At 57.0% G+C, this 20,610-nt stretch carries 15 protein-coding genes; 6 read left to right on the forward strand and 9 right to left on the reverse strand.

What is annotated here, in order from left to right:
* Positions 1-7 precede the first annotated feature (7 nt).
* The 6 genes from B9Z39_RS16870 to B9Z39_RS05145 form a co-directional block, all read right to left on the reverse strand.
* A complete protein-coding gene (locus tag B9Z39_RS16870) occupies positions 8-709 on the reverse strand; it encodes a hypothetical protein (protein ID WP_146183283.1) in 702 nt (233 codons plus the stop codon).
* Between the two features lie 84 nt (positions 710-793).
* Positions 794-1,432: an HNH endonuclease gene (locus B9Z39_RS05125; RefSeq protein ID WP_199221170.1), complete on the reverse strand. Its 639-nt coding sequence runs from the start codon at positions 1,430-1,432 to the stop codon at positions 794-796.
* A gap of 329 nt (positions 1,433-1,761) precedes the next feature.
* A complete protein-coding gene (locus tag B9Z39_RS05130; RefSeq protein WP_108300957.1) occupies positions 1,762-2,217 on the reverse strand; it encodes a RidA family protein in 456 nt (151 codons plus the stop codon).
* A gap of 20 nt (positions 2,218-2,237) precedes the next feature.
* A complete protein-coding gene (locus tag B9Z39_RS05135) occupies positions 2,238-3,212 on the reverse strand; it encodes a transglutaminase family protein (RefSeq protein WP_100144637.1) in 975 nt (324 codons plus the stop codon).
* Positions 3,213-3,214: 2 nt separating this feature from the next.
* Entirely contained in the window at positions 3,215-6,064 is a 2,850-nt protein-coding gene (locus B9Z39_RS05140) for a circularly permuted type 2 ATP-grasp protein (RefSeq protein ID WP_199221171.1), read from the reverse strand.
* A 29-nt stretch (positions 6,065-6,093) separates the two neighbouring features.
* The gene (locus B9Z39_RS05145) at positions 6,094-9,624 is read right to left on the reverse strand and encodes a DUF2126 domain-containing protein (protein WP_108300959.1); all 3,531 of its coding nucleotides are present in this window, start codon (positions 9,622-9,624) and stop codon (positions 6,094-6,096) included.
* Positions 9,625-9,710: 86 nt separating this feature from the next.
* Between B9Z39_RS05145 and B9Z39_RS05150 the strand changes: the two genes are divergently transcribed.
* The 4 genes from B9Z39_RS05150 (at position 9,711) to B9Z39_RS05165 (ending at position 15,145) form a co-directional block, all read left to right on the forward strand.
* Positions 9,711-10,136: a surface-adhesin E family protein gene (locus B9Z39_RS05150; RefSeq protein WP_108300960.1), complete on the forward strand. Its 426-nt coding sequence runs from the start codon at positions 9,711-9,713 to the stop codon at positions 10,134-10,136.
* Between the two features lie 144 nt (positions 10,137-10,280).
* Positions 10,281-12,695, forward strand: a complete 2,415-nt coding sequence (locus tag B9Z39_RS05155) for a DNA internalization-related competence protein ComEC/Rec2 (protein ID WP_233248921.1) — start codon at positions 10,281-10,283, stop codon at positions 12,693-12,695.
* 48 nt (positions 12,696-12,743) lie between these two features.
* Positions 12,744-14,189, forward strand: coding sequence for a circularly permuted type 2 ATP-grasp protein (locus tag B9Z39_RS05160; RefSeq protein ID WP_100144645.1), 1,446 nt, complete (start codon positions 12,744-12,746; stop codon positions 14,187-14,189).
* A 2-nt stretch (positions 14,190-14,191) separates the two neighbouring features.
* Positions 14,192-15,145: an alpha-E domain-containing protein gene (locus B9Z39_RS05165; RefSeq protein WP_108300961.1), complete on the forward strand. Its 954-nt coding sequence runs from the start codon at positions 14,192-14,194 to the stop codon at positions 15,143-15,145.
* 80 nt (positions 15,146-15,225) lie between these two features.
* On the opposite strand, the gene rho is transcribed toward B9Z39_RS05165, so the two are convergent.
* Both rho and trxA read right to left on the reverse strand, forming a co-directional pair.
* Entirely contained in the window at positions 15,226-16,488 is a 1,263-nt protein-coding gene (gene rho, locus B9Z39_RS05170) for a transcription termination factor Rho (protein WP_100144649.1), read from the reverse strand.
* A gap of 211 nt (positions 16,489-16,699) precedes the next feature.
* Entirely contained in the window at positions 16,700-17,032 is a 333-nt protein-coding gene (gene trxA / locus B9Z39_RS05175) for a thioredoxin TrxA (RefSeq protein ID WP_108300962.1), read from the reverse strand.
* A 68-nt stretch (positions 17,033-17,100) separates the two neighbouring features.
* On the opposite strand from trxA, the gene B9Z39_RS05180 reads away from it, so the two are divergent.
* Positions 17,101-17,748, forward strand: a complete 648-nt coding sequence (locus tag B9Z39_RS05180; RefSeq protein WP_108300963.1) for a DsbA family protein — start codon at positions 17,101-17,103, stop codon at positions 17,746-17,748.
* Positions 17,749-17,750: 2 nt separating this feature from the next.
* Here B9Z39_RS05180 and B9Z39_RS05185 read toward each other — a convergent pair whose 3' ends face one another.
* On the reverse strand, positions 17,751-18,947 hold the full coding sequence (locus tag B9Z39_RS05185) for a GNAT family N-acetyltransferase (protein ID WP_108300964.1): 1,197 nt from the start codon (positions 18,945-18,947) through the stop codon (positions 17,751-17,753).
* On the opposite strand from B9Z39_RS05185, the gene B9Z39_RS05190 reads away from it, so the two are divergent.
* Positions 18,946-20,607, forward strand: a complete 1,662-nt coding sequence (locus B9Z39_RS05190) for an NAD+ synthase (protein ID WP_108300965.1) — start codon at positions 18,946-18,948, stop codon at positions 20,605-20,607. The genes B9Z39_RS05185 and B9Z39_RS05190 overlap by 2 nt on opposite strands.
* Positions 20,608-20,610: the final 3 nt, after the last annotated feature.

A 20,610-nucleotide genomic window follows, 5' to 3' on the forward strand; every position in this document is an offset into this window, starting at 1 on the left:
CTTGAATTCAAGTGAGTGAGTGCGGCGAATGAGAGTTTTGGGATGCATAGGTGTCCACCAAATTTAAGTGGACACCATCGTCTGGCCAAATAGATTTAACTTCAATATGGGATAACTGGACGCTCACACCGATCAAGGCAAAAAGTAACTTTACTAAATGCAGTCGAAGCCACCATCGATGTCGGTAAAAAGTCAAAACTGATTGGAATTCCGCTGAAGCATATTTCACTTTGCCGGATGCGCGCGCTTTCTCGAGGCTAGGGCCTATTGTCTGTAGATATAGAACGCAGCCAGATGTGTCCATCATGCAATACACCAAATAGGCAAGGGAGAAAGCTTTGATATTTGGTACCAGATATGCCATTACGGCCATTGCTCCCGAAATAAAAACGGGAAGTACAAGCTGAGACATATCTGGTGCCGGAATTAGTTCCTTCCAGTATTGCCGCGCCCAAAGTAGTTCTGAGAGTGCCGCAATCAAATACGCAATCGCTAGAGTAACTATCGCACCAAAGAGAACAAGTGCCGGAACTTCTTCGCCCTCGACAAGTAAACGCTGCAGCGGAGTAAATAGGGCCGAATTAGATAGAAATGTCGCTACGCCAATTGCTGAAAGTACGCCAGAAATAGGAAAAAAATGTGGGGGCGGAATTTGTTTCCTTGCTGCCTCAAACAAGAGTTTCCAAAAGCTTTTTTCTAGATTACTCATCAATTGGTCTCGTGTGACTGCACTGGGTTCAGTTTGGACGCCTAACGAGCTAAGCTGCCGTAGCAAGTCAGATTGAGTGACTGGTTAGGAATTAACGCGCTCGGAGATCAGCCGTGCAATCTTCTTTGTGGACAAGGGTGGGTCTTTGCGATGAAGCATCGCATGGCAATTTGGGCATACCGGACGGAGATCCCTTATTGGATCGACTAAATACTCTCTGCTGATTGACGACAGTGGCACAAGATGATGAACATGGATGAAGCCGCGACCGAGACGGCCGTAGGTCTCCTCGAAGGAGAAGTTGCAGACGAAGCAAATCGCCCCGTAGTGCTCCATGCAAGCAATGCGTGCGTCTGGATTGCGTTCATACTTTGAGGTGACTACGGAGTGCAGTGCGCCCTCCATCAAGGCTGCGCCTTCTCTGAGAGATCTTCTAGAAAGGGGGTAATCAAAGTTTTTGTCTACTGGAGTAAGTGCTTCAGAGTGCAACCATGTTTCCCCATTTGCGTTCGTCTTCACATACCCATCGACAACAAGTGGGAGCCAGCCCTTGGTGCCTCCATGCTTGGATGCCTGACCTTTAGCAACTGGCAATATTGCTTGCGGGGTGCGCTTGTCATTTATTACCAAGTCAACATGAGTTTGACACTTCATGTGGCCAGGACTGGTATGGGAATTCACGTGGTTGTAATGCGCGTCATTTGTTCGGAGAGGGTACTTCACAAGGTCTCCTTGCGAATTTCGCTCCCAGAGATGACTCCAAGTGTTGAAAATGATTACCTCGCCCATGTCGTGTGACCACGAGCTTCTTGGCACTGCTGTTGTGTGCCCGATGGCTTTCAACAGTTCCCTTCTAGGTATGACTCGATTCTTCATCATGACGCCTAAGGTAATGTAGACCGCAGAACCTGGCTGATACATCCAGCTCAGATCGATGCAGGTGGTATCAAAAATCCCAGCCACCCACTTGTTAAACCAAGTTCGTGAGCGAATTCGATATGTGCACTATAGCGTTAAAAAATGAGGCGACTGCCGGCCTCTACGCACCATCCTCAGGCCAGCTCAGCAATCAATTCAATTTCCACGCAGGCACCCATGGGCAGTTGGGCCACGCCAAATGCGCTGCGCGCGTGGGCACCTTTGTCGCCAAAGACTTCGCCAATCAGCTCGCTGCAACCGTTGGTCACCAGGTGTTGTTCGGTGTAGTCGGGTGTGGAGTTGACCAAGCTCATGACTTTCACAATGCGTTGCACTTTGTTCAAGTCACCCACGGCCGCGTGCAAGGTGCCCAGCAAGTCGATGGCCACTGCGCGTGCGGCGGCTTTGGCTTGTTCGGTGGTCATGTTGCGACCGAGTTGGCCCACCCAGGCTTTGCCGTCTTGCTTGGCGATGTGGCCGCTCAAGAACACCATGTTGCCGCTTTGCACAAACGGTACATAGGCTGCCGCAGGCACAGCCACGGGGGGCAGGGTGATGTGGAGGGCTTGCAGGCGGTCGTAAATGTTCACGGTGTGGTCCTAAAAAAATTTCAAGTCGAAATTTTAGAAGGCTCAGACAGCAGCGGGGCCGATTCGATGGCAAGACCGTCGATGGGGAACACGGTGACGCCCACTTCCAGGGTGTGGCTGGCGCCACCGTGGATCACGCCACGTACGGGGGAGACATCGCCAAAGTCGCGTCCGAACGCCAGGCTGACATAGTCTTCGCCCGGTGAGTTCAAGCCCCAGCGGTCGTTGGTGGGGTCGAGGTCAAACCATTGGCCTTGGGTGGTCAGTGTGTCATCCACCACATCGGGCACATAGACAGACACCCAGGCATGCGAGGCATCACTGCCAATCAGGCGGGGTTGTCCTGCGGGTGGCTCGGTCAGCAAATAACCGCTCACATAACGCGCAGCCAAGCCTTGGGTGCGCAAGCAGCACAGCAGAATGTGCGCAAAGTCTTGGCAGACGCCCTGGCGCTTGGCCAAGGCTTCGCGTGCGGGGGTGTTGACGTCGGTGCTGGCGCTGGCGTATTCAAACTCTTGATGAATGCGCGTCATCAAATCGCAGGCCGCAGCCAACACCGGTCGCTGGGGGGTGAAGCTGGCGCGTGCAAATTCAGCGAACTCGGCATGCGGGGTGACGTAGGGCGAAGCGAACACAAATTCGTTGGCAGCAACCCAAGCTGCGCCTGCGTGATAGACAAAGTGGTCTCGCACTTTTTCCCAGCTGGGCGTTTGTGCCACTTGGTTCAAGTCAAACGGTGTGGCGTGGGTTTGCACCAAGCTGCTGGCTTCCATGTGCAGTGTGCTGTGTGCCACGGGCAATGAAAAGAAGCTGCGCAGGTTGCCAAACACATCGGTGTGATCGCTGCGTGCGGCAGGCGCTGGCGCAATTTGCAAGGCCGCATTGCGTACCGTTTGCGAGGGAAGGTTGCGCGGCAACAAATGCGCCATGTGCTGGGCGGTTTCTACTTGCGGTGCGTAGTGGTAGGTGGTGGTGTGTAGGACGTGCAAAAACATGGTCAAGCTCCCACACTGTCGCTGTCTTGGGTGTGGCTGAAGTACTGCCCTGAGATGGCATCAGACACTTGCCAGGCAGCTTGCACGCAACCCAACAAGCAGGCGCGAAGTTGAGGCAACTCACCTTGTGCATCGCGTTCACACAACGCGTCGAGCTCGGTGTGTTGCACGTCGGGGACCAGCCGTGCCAAGGCATCGGGTTGCCCCATGGGCGTGCCGGCCAATTTGGACAAGCGCGCACGCAGTGAGCGTGTCACCCAAGCGAGGGAACGTGGGTTGTCGTTGTCTTGCATCAACAGCTCGACCAAGGGCGCGAGTTCACGGCTTTGCTGGTACTGGGATTGGAAGGTGATGGTGCTGTCAAACAAAGCCAGCAACGCGGTGAAGTGTGAGCTGTTGTCTAGGGTGGTGCTGAGCAAGGGGCCCGTGGCCGTGTCTTCTTTGGGCAGATCAAAAGCGCCCACCTCAACCGCCAAATCAAGGGCCGCGGCCAAGAAGCCCAAGCGCTCTACGTGCCTGCCGATACTGAGCAGCTGCCAACCATCGTCGCGTGTCATGCGGTCGGTTTGTGCACCTGTGATGGCGGCCAGCGTGGCGCTGGCGGCTTCGAGCGCCTGCAAGGCCTGGATGGCTGAAAACTCGGGCCGAGACAGGGTGTGTTTGCAGTCGGCACTGAATTGTTCGACGCAATGCACGATGGCATTCCAGTGTTCGGGGGACAAGCGTTCACGCAGCGAGGACGCGGCTTGATGCACAGCGCGCAAGTTGTAACCCACGCTGGTGGTGTGTTCGTCTTGGTCCAGGCAGGCGATCAAGGTGCGTTCGAAAACGCGCCGCCGTGTGGCCATGTTGGGTGTTGATGCACTGGCGTCGTCGGCGGTGCCGGTGGGGGCGGACGGAACGCCCACAGGGATCAAGCCCTGACGCTGGGTGAGCAGATGCAACCAGGACCACAGACTGCGTGAGGTGGGGTCTTCACCGTTCAATGCTTCCAGGCACAAGCGCACCAAGCGCACCATGTTCTCACTGCGCTCGGTGTAGCGGCCTAACCAATACAGGTTTTCTGCGGCGCGGCTGGTGACCACGCGTGGCCGATGCGTGAAGTTCACGGAGCTGGTGCTCTTGACCAGCAAGGTACTGCGATCCACATCGGCATCGGTTTGTACCCAGACATCCGCACTGCTGCCCCCGCGCTGCATGGACGCAATTTCGGCATGCGGTGCCGCAATGCGCGCCAAACCACCGGGCAAGACACGCCAGCTGTCGGGGCCGCTGCGCAGCGCAAAGACGCGCAGCATGACCGAGCGGGCGACGATGCCCTCTTGTGCGTTTTTCCAAGTCGGCATTTGCGACAGGGGCACATACGCTTGCAGGGTGTGACGATCCGGCTGGCGCGTGATGCGGCCCACCCATTCGTCACGCTGAGATTCGGTGAGTGAGCGCCCCAGGGTCGCGTCAAAACTGCCATGACTCTCAGACCCAGGGTAGGTGGGCTTGATGACCATTTGGTCGAGTTGCGGCAGCACCGACGACAAGGCAGCGCGTTCGCCGCACCACCAGGTGTCCAAGGCCGGCAGTTGCAGGGTTTCGCCGAGCAGGGTTTGGCTCAAGGCGGGCAAAAAGCCCATCAGCGCGGGTGACTCCAAGAAGGCTGAGCCGGGTGTGTTGGCCACGACCACATGGCCTGCACGCACGGCCTGTAGCAAACCCGGAATGCCCAAGGTGGAGTCGGCACGCAATTCGAGCGGATCTAAAAATTCGTCGTCCAGGCGTTTGAGCAACACATGCACGGGCTCTAAGCCACGCAAGGTGCGCAGGTACAAGCGCTCGTCGCGCACGGTCAAGTCACTGCCTTCGACCAAGGTCAGGCCCAAGTAGCGCGCCAGGTAGGCATGTTCGAAATAGGTTTCGTTGTAAGGCCCGGGGGTGAGCAGTGCCACATGGGCTTGGGCACCTGCGGGACTGTGTTGCTTGAGGGACTCGATCCACACCCGGTACGTGGCCGCTAAGCGCTGCACGTTCATGGTTTCAAACGCTTGCGGAAATTGGCGTGAAATGAGCAAGCGGTTTTCCAGCAAATAGCCCAGCCCCGAAGGCGCTTGCGTGCGCTGCGACACCACGGCCCATTGACCGTCGGGCCCGCGCGCCAAGTCAAACGCGGCAATGTGCAGGTGCGTGCCACCGACCGGTTGGATGCCATGCATGGCGCGCAAATAGCCGGGGTGACCTTGCACCAGAGCGGGCGGGATCATGGCTTGGCGAATCAGTTGCTGCGGGCCGTACACGTCGGCCATCACACGCTCCAACAGGCGTGCGCGTTGCTGAACACCGGTGTCAATCTGCTGCCAGCTTTGTGGCGTGAGGATGAGTGGGAACAGGTCAACGGCCCATGGCCGCTGAGGACCGCCTTGGTTGGCGTAAACGTTGTAAGTGATGCCGTTGTCGCGCACCTGGCGGGCCAGCGTTTGCGTGCGTCGGTCGAGGTCGTCTAGGCCGACTTGCCCCAAGTGGTCGAAGAATGTTCGCCAGGGTGCTGCCAATGCTTGAGAGGGCTGAGGCAGGGTGGCCGCAGGGGTGCTGATACCTCGACCAAGGAGAGGGCTGAGTGACTGGGACTGCGATTGCGACTGCGACTGCGACTGCGACTGAAATTGCCCCGCTGCGTGGGCCAGGGATGACGTTGGGGTTTGCGTTTGCGAGACAGGGGGCGCGGGTTCTTGGACAGATTGACTGCTCGTGCCCAGCAGCTCGTCGAAGTGCCCCTGGTCTGCGTGGTGTGACAAAGCGCTCACCACATCAGCCAAGGCTGTTGGGGGTGAGGGCTTGGCGGTTTGCGTTTGGGGTGTCTCCACAGTGGACACATTGTCTCACCGGCGCAGGCTCATCGGCGCAAGTCCAGCGTGAACGGAAACTCTTTGCTGGCAGCGACACCCACGGTGGCAGGGCCAATGTCGAGTTTGCCGGGTGTGTGTCCAAGCGGGAAGAAGCGCGACAGGCGACGGCTTTCGGCCTCGTTGGCATTGACAGGCAAGGTCTCGTAACTGAGCCCACCTGGGTGAGCCACGTGGTATTGGCAACCTCCCACGGACCGTTTCATCCAGGTGTCCACGATGTCAAAAATCAGTGGCACATGCACACCAATGGTCGGGTGCAAGGCCGATGACGGAGCCCATGCGCGGTAGCGCACACCGGCCACGTATTCGCCCACGGTACCGGTGGGTTGCAGGGGCAGGGCGCGGCCATTGACGGTGACGGTGTGGCGGCTGGGGTTCAAACCGGTGACGTGCACTTCGATGCGTTCAAGAGACGAGTCCACATAGCGCACAGTGCCGCCGCTCGACCCCTCTTCGCCCATGACGTGCCAAGGTTCCAAGGCGTTGCGCAGGGTCAAGGAGATGCCCAAGGTGTTGAGCCCCCCCGCACGTGGGAAGCGGAACTCAAAGTGGGGTGCAAACCACGCCGGGTCGAAATGAAACCCGGTGTCGCCCAGCTCGGTGAGCACATCGTCAAAGTCGGCTTTGACAAAGTGAGGCAGCAAGAAGCGGTCGTGTAGCTCGGTGCCCCAGCGTGTGGCCGGAGCTTCGTAGGGTTGCTCCCAAAAACGAGCCACCAGGGCGCGCAGCAGCAACTGCTGCACCACGCTCATGCGGGCATGGGGGGGCATCTCAAAGGCACGCAACTCCAGCAAGCCCAAGCGTCCGGTGGACGAGTCGGGTGAGTAGAGCTTGTCGATGCAAAACTCTGAGCGGTGGGTGTTGCCCGTGACGTCAATCAGCAAATTGCGCAAGCTGCGGTCGACCAACCAGGGTGGCAAGTCGACGCCGTATTTGGCGCGGTTGTTGCGGATTTCGGTCAACGCAATTTCGAGTTCGTAAATTTGGTCGTTGCGCGCTTCGTCCACGCGGGGTGCCTGGCTGGTGGGGCCAATGAACATGCCGCTGAACAAATAGCTCAGGGACGGGTGGTTGTGCCAATACAAAATCAAACTGGCCAGCAGTTCGGGTTTGCGCAAGAACGGACTGTCAGCTGGCGTGGCACCCCCCATAACCACGTGATTGCCGCCGCCTGTGCCGGTGTGGCGGCCATCGGTCATGAATTTTTCGGCAGACAGACGCGACTCGAAAGAGGCTTGGTACAAGAACTCGGTGTGCTCCACGATTTCTTGCCAGTTGTGGGCCGGGTGGATGTTGACCTCGATCACGCCGGGGTCGGGTGTGACGGCCAAAACTTTCAGGCGTGGATCGCGCGGTGGGCCATAGCCCTCCAGCACGATGCGCATATTGAGTTCTTGGGCGGTGGCCTCGATAGCGCTGAGGAGTTCCAAGTAATCTTCCAACCGCGTCAAGGGCGGCATGAAGACATACATCAAGCTCTGCGCTGCGCTGCCTGCCTTGCCTGCCAATTCGACGTTGGGGCCGTTGGCCCGAGCCGGGTCGCGGACTTCGACGCAGATGGCGGTGCGGGTGATCCACGCTGCCGACTGAAATTTGGTGGGTGGAGTGTTGGGGTCAATGGTGCCTTGCACAGGGGGGGCTTTGCCACTGCCGGCAGGGGCCATGCCTTTGACAGCAACCAAGTTCTCGGCATAGTGGTTGGCACCCAATGCCACGGTGCCGCCCTCGGCAAAGCCGCCACCCGTCACGTGGGCGTTGTAGTGGGTGAAGCGGGCGTGGTGCGCGTACTGTGCTTTCAAGGCCGCAGCATGCGGCAGTGGTTGACGCTCGGCGTAGTGGTCTTGCGTGATGGGATAAGGGTAGTCGGCTGCGGTGACCCAAGGCAATGAGTCCAGCGGCAGTCGATAGCCCATGGGAGAGTCACCTGGCACCAGGTACATGCGCTCGTCGCGCAAGAACCAAGAGCCACTGCTCCAGCGCGGGCCAGGCAGCTCAGGTTCGTTGGCTTTGAGGGGGAGCACATAGCCCACGACTTGTTTGAGTCCTTGGGTAAAGACTCGGTGCAGTCGGGCACGCTCCATCTCGTCTTCTAGACGCGAGTCAAACGGATCGACGTTGCCGGGCAGGCGGCGTTCGCGCCAGAGGTAGTACCAGGTGTCTTCAAAACCGGGGGTGATGTGTTGACCGTCCAGCCCTAGTTTGCGGGCCAAGGTGTGGGTGAATTTTTCAGCGTCTTCGCTGGTGTAGTGGCTGGGCACGCGTTCGTCGGCAAACAAGTCGGGGTTGTGCCAGCAAGGCTGCCCGTCAGCGCGCCAGTAAATGCCCAGTGCCCAGCGAGGCAACTGCTCGCCGGGGTACCACTTGCCTTGGCCAAAGTGCAGAAAGCCACCTTGGCCGTATTCGTCGCGCAGCTTGTGCACCAATTCGGTGGCAAATGCACGTTTGGTGGGCCCCAGGGCGTCGGTATTCCATTCCGGTGCGTCACGGTCATTAACGGCCACAAAGGTGGGTTCGCCACCCATGGTCAGGCGCACATCACCCTCGGTGAGGCGGCGGTCCACTTCGTCACCCAGGGCCAGCACTTCCATCCACTGGTCTTCTGTGTAGGGTTTGGTCACACGGGGGGACTCAAGCACCCGAGTGACTGTCATTTCATGGCTGAACTCAACCTCGGCTTCATCCACCAAGCCTTCAATGGGCGCAGCACTGGAAGGTTGGGGCGTGCAGGCCAAGGGAATGTGTCCTTCTCCCGCAAACAGGCCGGAGGTGGGGTCTAAGCCAATCCAGCCAGCACCGGGCAGGTAGACCTCGCACCAAGCGTGTAAGTCGGTGAAGTCGACTTCGGTGCCGCTGGGGCCATCGAGTGACTTGACGTCGGGCACCAGCTGAATCAAGTACCCCGATACAAAGCGGGCCGCCAAGCCGCATTGGCGCAACAGCTGCACCATCAGCCAAGCACTGTCACGGCATGAGCCGCTGCCCAGGGTGAGGGTTTCTTCAGGCGTTTGCACGCCGGGTTCCATGCGGATCAGGTAGTCGACGTCTTGGTGCAGTTTTTGGTTGATCTGAACCAAGAAGTCGATGGTGCGAATGGGGTCGCGTTGGAGCGCTTCCATGTCAACCGACTGGCAGTAGGCCTGAAATTGAGGTGTCAGGGGGAGCTTGTCCAAGTAGGGGGCCAGCTCCAGGGACGTGGCTTTGTCGTAGCTGAAAGGAAATTTTTCGGCGGTGGGCTCAAGGAAGAAGTCAAACGGGTTGTAGACCGCCATTTCAACCACCAAGTCGACGGTGACCTTGAATTCCGTGGTCTTTTCATGAAAAACCAAGCGCGCCTGGTAATTGGCAAAGGGGTCTTGTTGCCAGTTGATGAAGTGTGCGGGCTCTACTTTGAGCGAGTACGACACCACATGGCTGCGGCAATGCGGGGCAGGTCGCAAACGGATGACTTGTGGGCCCAGTTCTACCAGCCTGTCATAGCTGTAATGGGTGACGTGGTGGAGTGCAGCATGGATAGACATACCTCCATTAAAGCAAAACATGCGCCAAGCAGGCTGCGTCATGCTGGTGCGCTCAAGCTTTTTGTGTAGCCGCCGATACGGGAGACATGCGTACATTCCATCTCATTGCTGCTTTATCTGTTTGGGTTCTCGGGCTGTGTGGCTCGAACACTGCCTTTGCTGAGTGGAGCGAAATTGCCAAAGACGAAGACGTGGCCTATTACTTCGACAAGGATGCGGTGATGCCGGTCCATGTGTCGCGTTACGCCTGGACTTTGGTGGACTTTCCCAAGGGCGAAAAGACGTCCAACGGCGAGAGCTACAAGTCGGTGATGACACGTTGGCGCATGTTTTGTAAAACCGACATGGTGGTGCGCTTGTCGGTGAGCTATTTCGAAAAACCCATGGGCAAGGGCAAAGAGGTCGCGGCAGAGGATGCGCCTGAGTTTCGCTTGCGCGAAGCACCGATTCGCCCCAACACCTATTTGGCCGCATTGAAAAAAGAAATTTGTAGCGCTAAGCCTGCGGCTTGAGACTTGCCGCAAGTACTGCTACGCCGCATGCTTGGGGCCAGAGAACAAGCTTTTGAGCAGGCAGGTGAGTTTGTAAGCGCGCCTTGCACTGCGCCCTTATGTCTTGGCTAGATTACGAGACCTTGATGCCCCAAGGTCCACTCTGTGTTTTCTTTTCTTTCTCCCTTTTGCGTGGGTTGGTTTGTCGGCACGGCTTGGCAATTACAGGAACGCGACCTCATGGCCTGGTGGTGTTACGCCCGCTGCTGTGTGGCTGGGCTGCTGCTCTGGTGCGCCTGTTTAGGAATCAAGCCTTCTGCCCAAGCGTCTCGGAGGCATTGGCTGGCAGGCGCGCTTTGTGTGGGCGCGTTGGCGTTGGCGTTTGGTCAATCGGGTTGGCGTGCAGCCCACCACCTGCAACAAACACTGGCCCCAGACTTGGAGGGGCGCACGCTGTCGCTGGTGGGGGTGGTGTCCGCCATGCCTCAGCGCCTGGGGGACAGCTGGCGTTTTCGCTTCGATGTGGAAGACGGACCCGTGGGGGTGCCACCGCGGTTGTTGTTGGGTTGGTATGGCAACAACACCTGGGGCATAGCAACCGCAGGCACGACGCAACCACCGCCTGATTTACGTGCCGGTGACCGTTGGCGTTTTGATGTGCGACTCAAAGCACCCCATGGGCACATCAACCCGCATGGCTTTGACTACGAGTTATGGCTGTGGGAACAAAGCCTCCAAGCTACAGGCTATGTGCGCACAGGCAACAAAGACAACGCGCCTGAATGGTTGGGCCGCACGCAGAGACATTGGATTGAGCGTGCGCGACAAGGGGTGCGCGAGTCGATCGATGCCCAGGTCAGTGACCGACAGATGGCAGGCCTTGTTGCTGCGCTGTTGGTGGGCGATCAAGCGGCCATTGAACGGGCCGATTGGGATGTGTTTCGTGCCACAGGCGTGGCGCATTTGATGGCAATTTCTGGCTTGCACATCACGGGCTTGGCATGGATGGCGGCCTTGTTCATGGGGGTGTTGTGGCGGCATAGTGACCGATGGTCACCGAGCCAGCCCTGGAGCTTGTGGTTGCCCGCGCCACAGGCGGCGCATCTTTTTGGGTGTGCTGTTGCGTTGACTTATGCGCTCTTTACTGGTTGGGGTGTTCCTGCGCAACGCACGGTGTGGATGCTGGTGACGGTGAGCCTGTTGCGCTGGCAGGGGCGTCGTTGGCCGTGGCCGCACACTTGGGGCGTGGTCTGTGTGGTGGTGCTGGCGTTGGACCCTTGGGCCATGATGCAAGCTGGTTTTTGGTTGAGTTTTGTGGCCGTGGGCGTACTGTTTGCCTCTGGCAGTCCAGCGTGGGTTGAGACAGAAACGCTGAGGCAGCGTGTTTGGCAACGGGTGTTGGGTGTGCTGCGCGAACAATGGTTGATGAGTGTTTGCTTGGCTCCGTTGAGCTTGTTGCTGTTTCATCAGGTGTCAGTGGTCGGTTGGTTGGCCAACTTGGTGGCTGTACCTTGGGTGACGTTGGCGGTGACGCCTTTGTGTTTGTTGGGCTTGCTGTATGCCCCGTTGTGGTCGCTGGCGGTTTGGTTTTTGCAAGTCTTGATGGCTTGCCTGAGCTGGATGGCCGCTTGGTCTTGGGCCACCTGGTCTGCTCCTGCGGCACCTGGGTGGGTGGCGATGGCAGCCATGCTGGGCATGGGGCTGTGGGCGCTGCGTTTGCCGGGGTGGATGCGCTTAGGGGGCGTGTCTTTGGTGTTACCCCTGTTGTTTTGGCAAGCCCCTCGCCCTGAGCCAGGTACGTTCGAGTTGATTGCAGCAGACATGGGGCAGGGCCATGCGGTGCTGCTGCGTACAGCGTCACACGCTTTGTTGTACGACACCGGCCCGCGCTATTCGGCTGAAACCGATGCCGGACAGCGTGTGTTGGTGCCACTGTTGCGCAGCTTGGGGGAGCGCTTGGATGCGGTGATCATCAGCCATCAAGACAGCGATCACAGCGGTGGCGCGATGTCTGTGTTGGCCATGCAGCCACAGGCTCGGGTCTGGACGTCTATGCCTGAAAGTCACCCCCTACAAGCCCTTTACCCTATGGAACGCTGCGAGCGTGGCCAGCATTGGCGTTGGGATGACGTGCAGTTTGAAGTTTTGCACCCGGACCCAGAGGACTATGCCCGTCGTGCCAAACCCAACGCCATGAGTTGTGTGTTGCGTGTGCAAAGCGCGAGCGGTTCTTCTGCGTTGTTGGTGGGGGATATTGAAGCGCCGCAGGAGATGCGGTTGATCCAGCAAGCCTCAAGTTTGCAAGCTGACTGGTTGTTGGTGCCACATCACGGCAGTGCCACCTCCTCGACGGCTGAGTTTTTGAGCGTGGTGCAGCCTCAGGTGGCGGTGGTGCAGTCGGGTTACCGCAACCGATTTGGTCATCCACGGCCTGAGGTACTGGCACGTTATGACGCACGAGGGGTACTCGTGGTGCAGAGCGCCCGTTGTGGTGCGTCAACTTGGCACAGTGATGGCCCTATGTTGGTGCGTTGTGAGCGTGAGCAGCAACAACGCTATTGGCACCACCATTTACCATAGTCTCAAATATGGCATTTAATTTGCTAAGGTATGGGCAGGAGTTCCAAGATGCACAAGTTCGATGAAATGTATGCCCAGCTGCCCTACATACCGGAGCAGGTCAGGCCCCACTACAAAAGCTACTTGGACTGGTTAAGCCGGCAAGACCCTCAGGCGATGCGCGGACGCCGTGAGGAAGCCGAGATGATTTTTCGTCGCGTGGGCATCACCTTTGCGGTGTATGGTGACAAAGACGAAGAAGGTGCCGGCACTGAGCGCCTGATTCCGTTTGACCTGATCCCGCGTGTGATTCCGGCCCATGAGTGGCGTGACATGCAAAAGGGGCTGGTGCAACGTGTGACCGCGTTGAACCGCTTCATCTATGACATCTACCACGGGCAAGAGATCCTCAAGGCGGGTGTGATACCGACCGAGCAAATTCTCCACAACGCCCAGTTTCGCCCCGAAATGATGGGGGTGGATGTGCCACACAACGTGTATTCCAGCATCAGTGGTATCGACATCGTGCGAGCCCCTAATGCACAAGGCGAGGGCGAGTACTACGTGCTCGAAGATAACCTGCGGGTGCCCAGTGGGGTGAGCTATATGTTGGAAGACCGCAAGATGATGATGCGGCTGTTTCCCGAGTTGTTCAGTCAGCACCGTGTGGCCCCTGTGGCCCATTACCCCGATTTGTTGCTAGAGACCTTGCGCGCCAGTTGCCCTGCGACCACCGACAACCCCACGGTGGTGGTGTTGACACCGGGCATGTACAACAGCGCTTATTTTGAACATGCGTTTTTGGCGCAGCAAATGGGCGTGGAGTTGGTTGAAGGTCAAGACCTGTTTGTGAAAGACAACTTCGTGTACATGCGCACCACGCGCGGCCCCAAACGGGTGGATGTGATTTACCGGCGCGTGGACGACGACTTTTTGGACCCCAAGGTGTTTCGCTCGACATCGACCTTGGGCTGTGAAGGCTTGATGGATGTGTACCGAGCCGGACATGTGAGCATTTGCAATGCCGTAGGCACAGGCATTGCTGACGACAAGTCGATCTACCCTTATGTGCCGCAAATGATCGAGTTCTACTTGGGCGAGAAACCCATCTTGAACAATGTGCCAACTTTTCAATGCCGTAAGAAAGACGACTTGCAATACACGCTCGATCACTTGAGCGAATTGGTGGTGAAAGAAGTGCACGGCGCAGGCGGCTATGGCATGTTGGTAGGGCCCGCAGCCACCAAGGCTGAGATTGAAGACTTTCGACGCGTTTTGATGGCCAAGCCCGATGGCTACATTTCACAGCCGACCTTGAGCTTATCGAGCTGCCCGACCTATGTAGAGAGTGGCATTGCGCCGCGTCACATCGATTTACGCCCCTTCGTGCTCAGTGGAAAAACCGTGCAAATGGTGCCTGGCGGTTTGACCCGCGTCGCATTGAAAGAAGGCTCACTGGTGGTGAACTCGTCGCAAGGCGGGGGCACCAAAGACACATGGATTCTTGAGGTTTAACTATGCTGAGCCGCACCGCTGACCACCTGTTTTGGATGTCCCGCTATACCGAGCGGGCCGAAAACACTGCACGTTTGTTGGACGTGAATTACCAAACCTCGCTGTTGCCGCAATCGGCTGCTGTGGCCCAAATGGGTTGGCAGGGATTGCTCTCCATCAGTGAGTTGTTGCCTGCCTATGAGGCTTTGTATGCCGAGATCACACCTGAAAACGTGATGGCTTTCATGGTGAAAAACGAGGACAACCCGTCATCGATTATTTCTTGTCTTAAAGCCGCGCGTGAGAACGCGCGTGCAGTGCGCGGTAGCTTGACCACCGAAGTTTGGGAAACACAAAACCAAACCTGGTTGGAGATGCTGCGCAAAATCAAAGAGGGCGAGTTCGAGCGTGACCCTGGTCAGTTTTTCGAATGGGTGAAATTTCGCTCGCACCTGTCGCGCGGCGTGACGGTGGGCACCATGTTGATGGACGAGGCCTTGCACTTCATGCGTTTGGGCACATTCCTGGAACGCGCTGACAACACGGCACGTTTGGTGGATGTGAAGTTTCATGCGGTCGAGAGCGATTTTTTTGGCGCTGCCAATGCGCAAGATCAAGAATACGACTTCTACCACTGGAGTGCGATTTTGCGCAGCGTGTCGGGCTTTGAGATTTACCGCAAGGTCTACCGCGATGTGATTCAACCCGAGCGCGTGGCAGAGCTGTTGGTATTGCGCGCTGACATGCCACGCTCTTTGCATGCGTGCTTGAACGAGGTGGTGAGTAACTTGGCCATGGTGTCGTCTGACTCAGCCATTGAGAGTCGCCGTCGTTCGGGCAAGTTGTTGGCAGAGTTGCAGTACGGCAAGATTGAAGAGATCTTGGCCAATGGGCTGCATGCTTATCTGACCCAGTTCTTGGACCGAGTGAACGACATTGGCGCGAGCATCAGCCGAGAGTTTTTGGTCCCGACTTGAGCGATTGCATCGTGACCCTGACATGAGAAAAGGGCGTATGCGGTTCACCGCACACGCCCTTTGTTCTGAGGGGTGAAGCCTTAGCCGCCGCGACGCATCAGGTCGAAGAAATCCACGTTCGATTTGGTGGCTTTCATGTTTTTCAACATCAATTCCATCGACTCGATCTCGTCCATGTTGTACATGAACTGACGCAGGATGCGGGTCTTTTGCAAGATCTCAGGAGCCAGTAGCAGCTCTTCGCGACGGGTACCGCTGCGGTTGAGTTGAATGGCAGGGAACACGCGCTTTTCATACAAGCGACGATCCAAATGAATTTCACAGTTGCCGGTGCCTTTGAATTCTTCAAAGATCACCTCGTCCATGCGACTGCCGGTGTCGATCAAGGCTGTGGCAATGATGGTGAGTGAACCACCTTCTTCGACCTTGCGTGCTGCACCAAAGAATCGTTTGGGGCGCTGCAAAGCGTTGGAGTCGACACCCCCTGTCAGTACTTTGCCAGAGGAGGGCACCACGTTGTTGTAGGCGCGGGCCAGACGGGTGATGGAGTCGAGCAAGATGACCACGTCTTTTTTGAGTTCAACCAAGCGCTTGGCGCGCTCAATCACCATCTCGGCCACGTGCACGTGACGGGCGGCAGGTTCATCAAAGGTGGATGCAATCACCTCTGCTTTGACCGAACGCTGCATTTCGGTCACTTCTTCAGGGCGCTCATCTACCAACAGGACCATCATGTGGCTGTCTGGGTAGTTGGCGGCGATGGCGTGGGCAATGTGCTGCATCATCACCGTCTTGCCGCTCTTGGGCGGCGCGACCAGCAACGCACGTTGACCTTTGCCGATAGGCGCAATGATGTCGATGATGCGACCCGTGATGTTTTCTTCGCCTTTGATCTCTTGTTCGAGCTTCATCTGCTCGCGTGGGAACAGAGGGGTCAAGTTCTCGAACATGACCTTGTGTTTGTTGTTCTCAGGCAAGTCGCCGTTGACTTGGTCAAGCTTGGTCAGTGCAAAGTAGCGCTCGCCGTCTTTAGGAATACGCACTTCGCCTTCGATCATGTCGCCAGTGTGCAGGTTGAAGCGGCGCACCTGACTCGGGCTGATGTAAATGTCGTCGGTGCTGGCGGTGTAGCTGGTGTCAGGGCTGCGCAAGAAGCCAAAGCCATCGGGCAAGATTTCAAGCACGCCATCGGCAAATACTTGTTCACCTGCGCGGGCGCGTTTTTTGATGATGGCAAACATCAGCTCTTGCTTGCGCATGCGGCCGGTGTTTTCGATTTCGAGTTCTTCGGCTTGTTTCAGCACTTCAGACACGTGCAGTGCCTTGAGTTCGTTCAGATGCATCAGGTGACTCCAAGGGGAGTTCGTTAAATAAATTGGGGGGAGGTCAAAAAGTAGGCGGAAGGTGCCTCACAGACCAGAACTCGAGACCGGGATGGTATCCGTTGACCTCATGGGCGAACGGTTAGTTCAGAATTGATTATGACAGGAAAAAAGCCCACGATTTTTGCAATCAGCGGGCTTATATGGCAGATTTGAAAATCAGGCCGTGGATTCAGGCCAATTGTTGATCGATAAAGGCCGTCAGTTGTGCTTTGCTCATGGCCCCGACTTTGGTCGCTGCCAGTTGGCCGCCTTTGAACAACATCAGTGTGGGAATGCCACGGATGCCAAATTTAGCTGGGATGTCACGGTTCTCGTCCACGTTCATCTTGGCGATTTGGAGTTTGCCGGCGTAGGCGGTGGAGACTTCGTCCAGGATGGGGGCGATCATCTTGCAAGGGCCGCACCATTCTGCCCAGTAGTCCACGAGCACGGGCTTGTCCGCTTGCAAGACGTCTGCTTCAAAGGTGGTGTCGGTGATGTGTTTGATCAGATCGCTAGCCATTGTGATTCCCTCTCTAAGTTGGCGATAACGCTACAGTTGAGGCATTGTGGCAGAAAGCAAGTAACCTCATGAAAACTTTGAACATTGATGTGATCTCTGATGTGGTGTGTCCCTGGTGTTTTGTGGGCAAGCGTCGCTTGGAAGGTGCGCTGGCCTTGTGGGCCGCCGAGTATCCGGATGTGCTGCCTCAGGTGCGCTGGCACACGTTTCAGCTCAACCCCGAGATGAGTCCACAAGGCATTGATCGCGAGACCTATGTGCGTACTAAGTTTGGTGACCGTGCCGACTCTGTGTATGACCGTGTGACAGGTGTTGGCCATGAGGTAGGCATTGCGTTTGAGTTTGACCGCATTGCACGTCAACCCAACACCATCGTGCCGCACAGCCTGATTGCAGCCTCCGAGCCTGGCGCCGAACAAGAGCGCATGGTGGAGGCTTTGTTTCAGAGTTACTTTATTGACGGACGTGACTTGACCGATCCCGACGAGTTGCAATCCATTGCGAATGCTGCGGGGTTAGACCCTGAGGTGGCACAACAAGCCATTCACGACCCTGCTGTACATGCACAAACTGTAGCTTGTGACAAAGAAGCCCGCGACATGGGGGTGAGTGGTGTGCCGTTCTTTATCTTCAATGGCCGTGTGGGTGTGTCGGGGGCGCATGAGAGCCAAAGCTTGTTGCAGGCCATGCGCGAATCCTTGCAAGAGAAGGTTTGATCTCAGGCTGACCGATAGGGCGAGCGCTCGGCCAAGTGCTCCATGTAACCGTCAACACCTGCTGTTTCGCGCTCCAAGAACCTTGCCACGGCATCAGAGAACGCAGGGTGCGCCAACCAATGGGCGCTGTAAGTCGTGACAGGCATGAGCGCACGAGCCATTTTGTGTTCGCCTTGCGCTCCACCTTCAAAGCGACCCACACCATGGTTGATACACCAATTCAGGGGTTGGTAATAACAGGCCTCAAAGTGCAAGCAGTCCACACGCTCGAGTGCGCCCCAGTAGCGCCCGTAAGCCACAGCTTCGGGAGTACCCAAACCTTGCAGCGCGATCAAGCTGCTGGCAATGGGGCGTTGCTCGCGCTCAGCGATGAACAACAGCCAGTTGTCGGGCATGTCGCGCTGCATGCTGGCAAAGAACTCACGGCTGAGGTAGGGGGCATTGCCATGTTCGAGGTACGTGCGTTCATAACACTGGTAGAAAAAATCCCAGTCCTGAGTTTGAATGTCCGCGCCTTGTAGGCTGCGAAATGTGACGCCTGCGTCTGCGACGCGACGACGTTCTTGCTTGATCTTTTTGCGTTTTTCTTGGTTGAGACTGGTTAAGAACGCATCAAAGTTTGCAAAGCCTAGGTTGTGCCAATGAAACTGCACGGTCTGGCGTTGCAGCAAGCCCTGTGACCCACATGCAGTGCGGTCAGCGGGGCTTGTGAAGAGTAAATGTAAAGATGACAGATGTTGGCTTTGGCAGAGCGCCACACACGCTTTCAGCAAGGCGAGTCGGGCAAGTGCATCGCTGGCTAACAGGCGTGACCCAGGAACTGGCGTGAAGGGCACTGCGGCCAGGGCTTTGGGGTAGTAGTTCAGTCCGTGATCGGCATAAGCTTTGGCCCATGCCCAGTCGAAGACGTATTCGCCGTAAGAGTGGTCTTTGAGGTAGAGGGCGCAGCCAGCGACCAAGTTGCCATCCAACCACAGGGTGATGAATTGCGGGTGCCAGCCCGTGTCTGGTGTGGCGCTACCACTGGTGTGCAGTGCCGCCAAGTAGGCGTGTTGCATGAAGGGCGAGGGCGTGTCTTGTTGCGCACAGAGCGCATCCCAGTCTTGCTGTGCGATCTCTAGCGGGTTATCAAACACGCGAATGACATAATCACTCTGCTGTTTTGCGCTGTTTTCTGTGGACTGTGTGTCTGTTTCCATGAACCTCAAACTCTGTGTCGCTCAGTTAAATTTTGTCGTTGGTGACATGGCTGGGAATGCCCAAAAAATCATTGCGTGTGCTCAGGATGCCTATGCCCAAGGCGTGCGTTTGGTGCTGACGCCTGAACTTTCGCTGTGCGGTTATGCCGCAGAAGATTTGTTTTTGCGTCCTTCGTTCATTGCAGCGTGTGATGATGCCTTGAAAGCGGTGTCCCAGGCATTGGCCGGGTTAAAGGGCTTGCATGTGGTGGTAGGGCATCCGCATGGCGACGACCAACGTACCCGCTCGGTGTCAGTGCAACGACGCTTCAACATGGCCAGCGTGGTCTGCGAAGGAGAGGTGGTTGCACGTTATGCCAAGCGTGAACTACCCAATTACCAAGTGTTTGATGAACGGCGTTACTTCACGCCGGGCAAAGAGGCTTGTGTGTTTGAGGTGAAGGGTGTTCGTGTTGGGCTGCTGATTTGCGAAGACGCTTGGTTTGAGGCACCTGCGTTAGACGCCAAGGCTGCCGGGGCAGAGTTGTTGGCGGTGATCAATGCTTCACCTTTCCATGTGGGCAAAGGCGATGAACGTGAGCAGGCCATGCGTGTGCGTGTGCAAGCCACAGGCTTGCCTTTGGTGTATGCCCATTTGGTCGGAGGCCAAGATGAGGTGGTGTTTGAGGGGCGCTCGTTTGCCTTGAATGCCGATGGGGGCGTAGCGGCACGTGGCAAAAGTTTTCACGAAGAGCGTCTGGTGTTGACGGCGTCAGCCGGTGAGCCTTTGCGTCTTGATGGCCCGGTTGCTGCAGAAGGTTCTTTCGAGTCTGACTTGTGGCACGCCCTGGTTTTGGGGGTGCGCGACTATGTGGGTAAGAACGGTTTTCCGGGAGCATTGTTGGGCCTCTCCGGCGGTATCGATTCGGCTTTGGTGGTGGCGATTGCAGTTGACGCCCTCGGGGCCGACAAAGTACGCGCTGTGATGATGCCGTCTCCCTATACCGCCGAGATCAGCTGGGTGGACGCGCGCGATATGGCGCATCGCTTGGGGGTGCGATACGACGAGCTGTCGATCGTGCCGGAGTTTGAAGCATTTTTGAGTTCACTCCAAGCCGACTTTGAAGGCACAAGCCTTGATGCAACGGAAGAAAACATCCAGGCACGTATTCGCGGTACCTTGTTGATGGCCTTGTCCAACAAGTTTGGCGCCATCGTTTTGACGACGGGTAATAAAAGCGAAATGGCCACGGGTTATTGCACGCTGTACGGTGATATGGCGGGTGGTTTTGCCGTCATCAAAGATGTGGCCAAAACTTTGGTGTTTAAGCTCGCTCGGTGGCGCAATGCAAACGATCCATACGGAACAGGCGTTCAACCTATTCCTGAGCGCATCATCACACGTCCACCGAGTGCCGAGCTACGCCCTGACCAGAAAGACCAAGACAGTCTGCCACCCTACGAGGTGTTGGATGAGATCGTCTCGCGTTTTATGGAAAACGACCAAAGCTCAGCCGACATTGTGGCTGCGGGTTTTGCGGCCTCCGATGTGGACAAGGTGACACGCTTGATCCGCCTGAACGAATACAAACGTCGTCAATCGCCAGTCGGCATTCGCGTGACGCACCGCAGTTTCGGTAAAGATTGGCGTTATCCTATTACTAACAAGTTTCGCGCCTGAGCG

This window comes from Limnohabitans sp. JirII-29, assembly GCF_003063395.1.
Classification (GTDB): domain Bacteria; phylum Pseudomonadota; class Gammaproteobacteria; order Burkholderiales; family Burkholderiaceae_C; genus Limnohabitans.

Bases quoted from the DNA above. Each gene is read 5' to 3' on its own strand.
- B9Z39_RS16870 (WP_146183283.1), bottom strand. From the start codon at position 709: ATGAGTAATCTAGAAAAAAGCTTTTGGAAACTCTTGTTTGAGGCAGCA.
- B9Z39_RS05135 (WP_100144637.1), bottom strand. From the start codon at position 3,212: ATGTTTTTGCACGTCCTACACACCACCACCTACCACTACGCACCGCAA.
- B9Z39_RS05145 (WP_108300959.1), bottom strand. From the start codon at position 9,624: ATGTCTATCCATGCTGCACTCCACCACGTCACCCATTACAGCTATGAC.
- B9Z39_RS05150 (WP_108300960.1), top strand. From the start codon at position 9,711: ATGCGTACATTCCATCTCATTGCTGCTTTATCTGTTTGGGTTCTCGGG.
- B9Z39_RS05160 (WP_100144645.1), top strand. From the start codon at position 12,744: ATGCACAAGTTCGATGAAATGTATGCCCAGCTGCCCTACATACCGGAG.
- B9Z39_RS05165 (WP_108300961.1), top strand. From the start codon at position 14,192: ATGCTGAGCCGCACCGCTGACCACCTGTTTTGGATGTCCCGCTATACC.
- rho (WP_100144649.1), bottom strand. From the start codon at position 16,488: ATGCATCTGAACGAACTCAAGGCACTGCACGTGTCTGAAGTGCTGAAA.
- trxA (WP_108300962.1), bottom strand. From the start codon at position 17,032: ATGGCTAGCGATCTGATCAAACACATCACCGACACCACCTTTGAAGCA.
- B9Z39_RS05180 (WP_108300963.1), top strand. From the start codon at position 17,101: ATGAAAACTTTGAACATTGATGTGATCTCTGATGTGGTGTGTCCCTGG.
- B9Z39_RS05190 (WP_108300965.1), top strand. From the start codon at position 18,946: ATGAACCTCAAACTCTGTGTCGCTCAGTTAAATTTTGTCGTTGGTGAC.
- B9Z39_RS05185 (WP_108300964.1), bottom strand. From the start codon at position 18,947: ATGGAAACAGACACACAGTCCACAGAAAACAGCGCAAAACAGCAGAGT.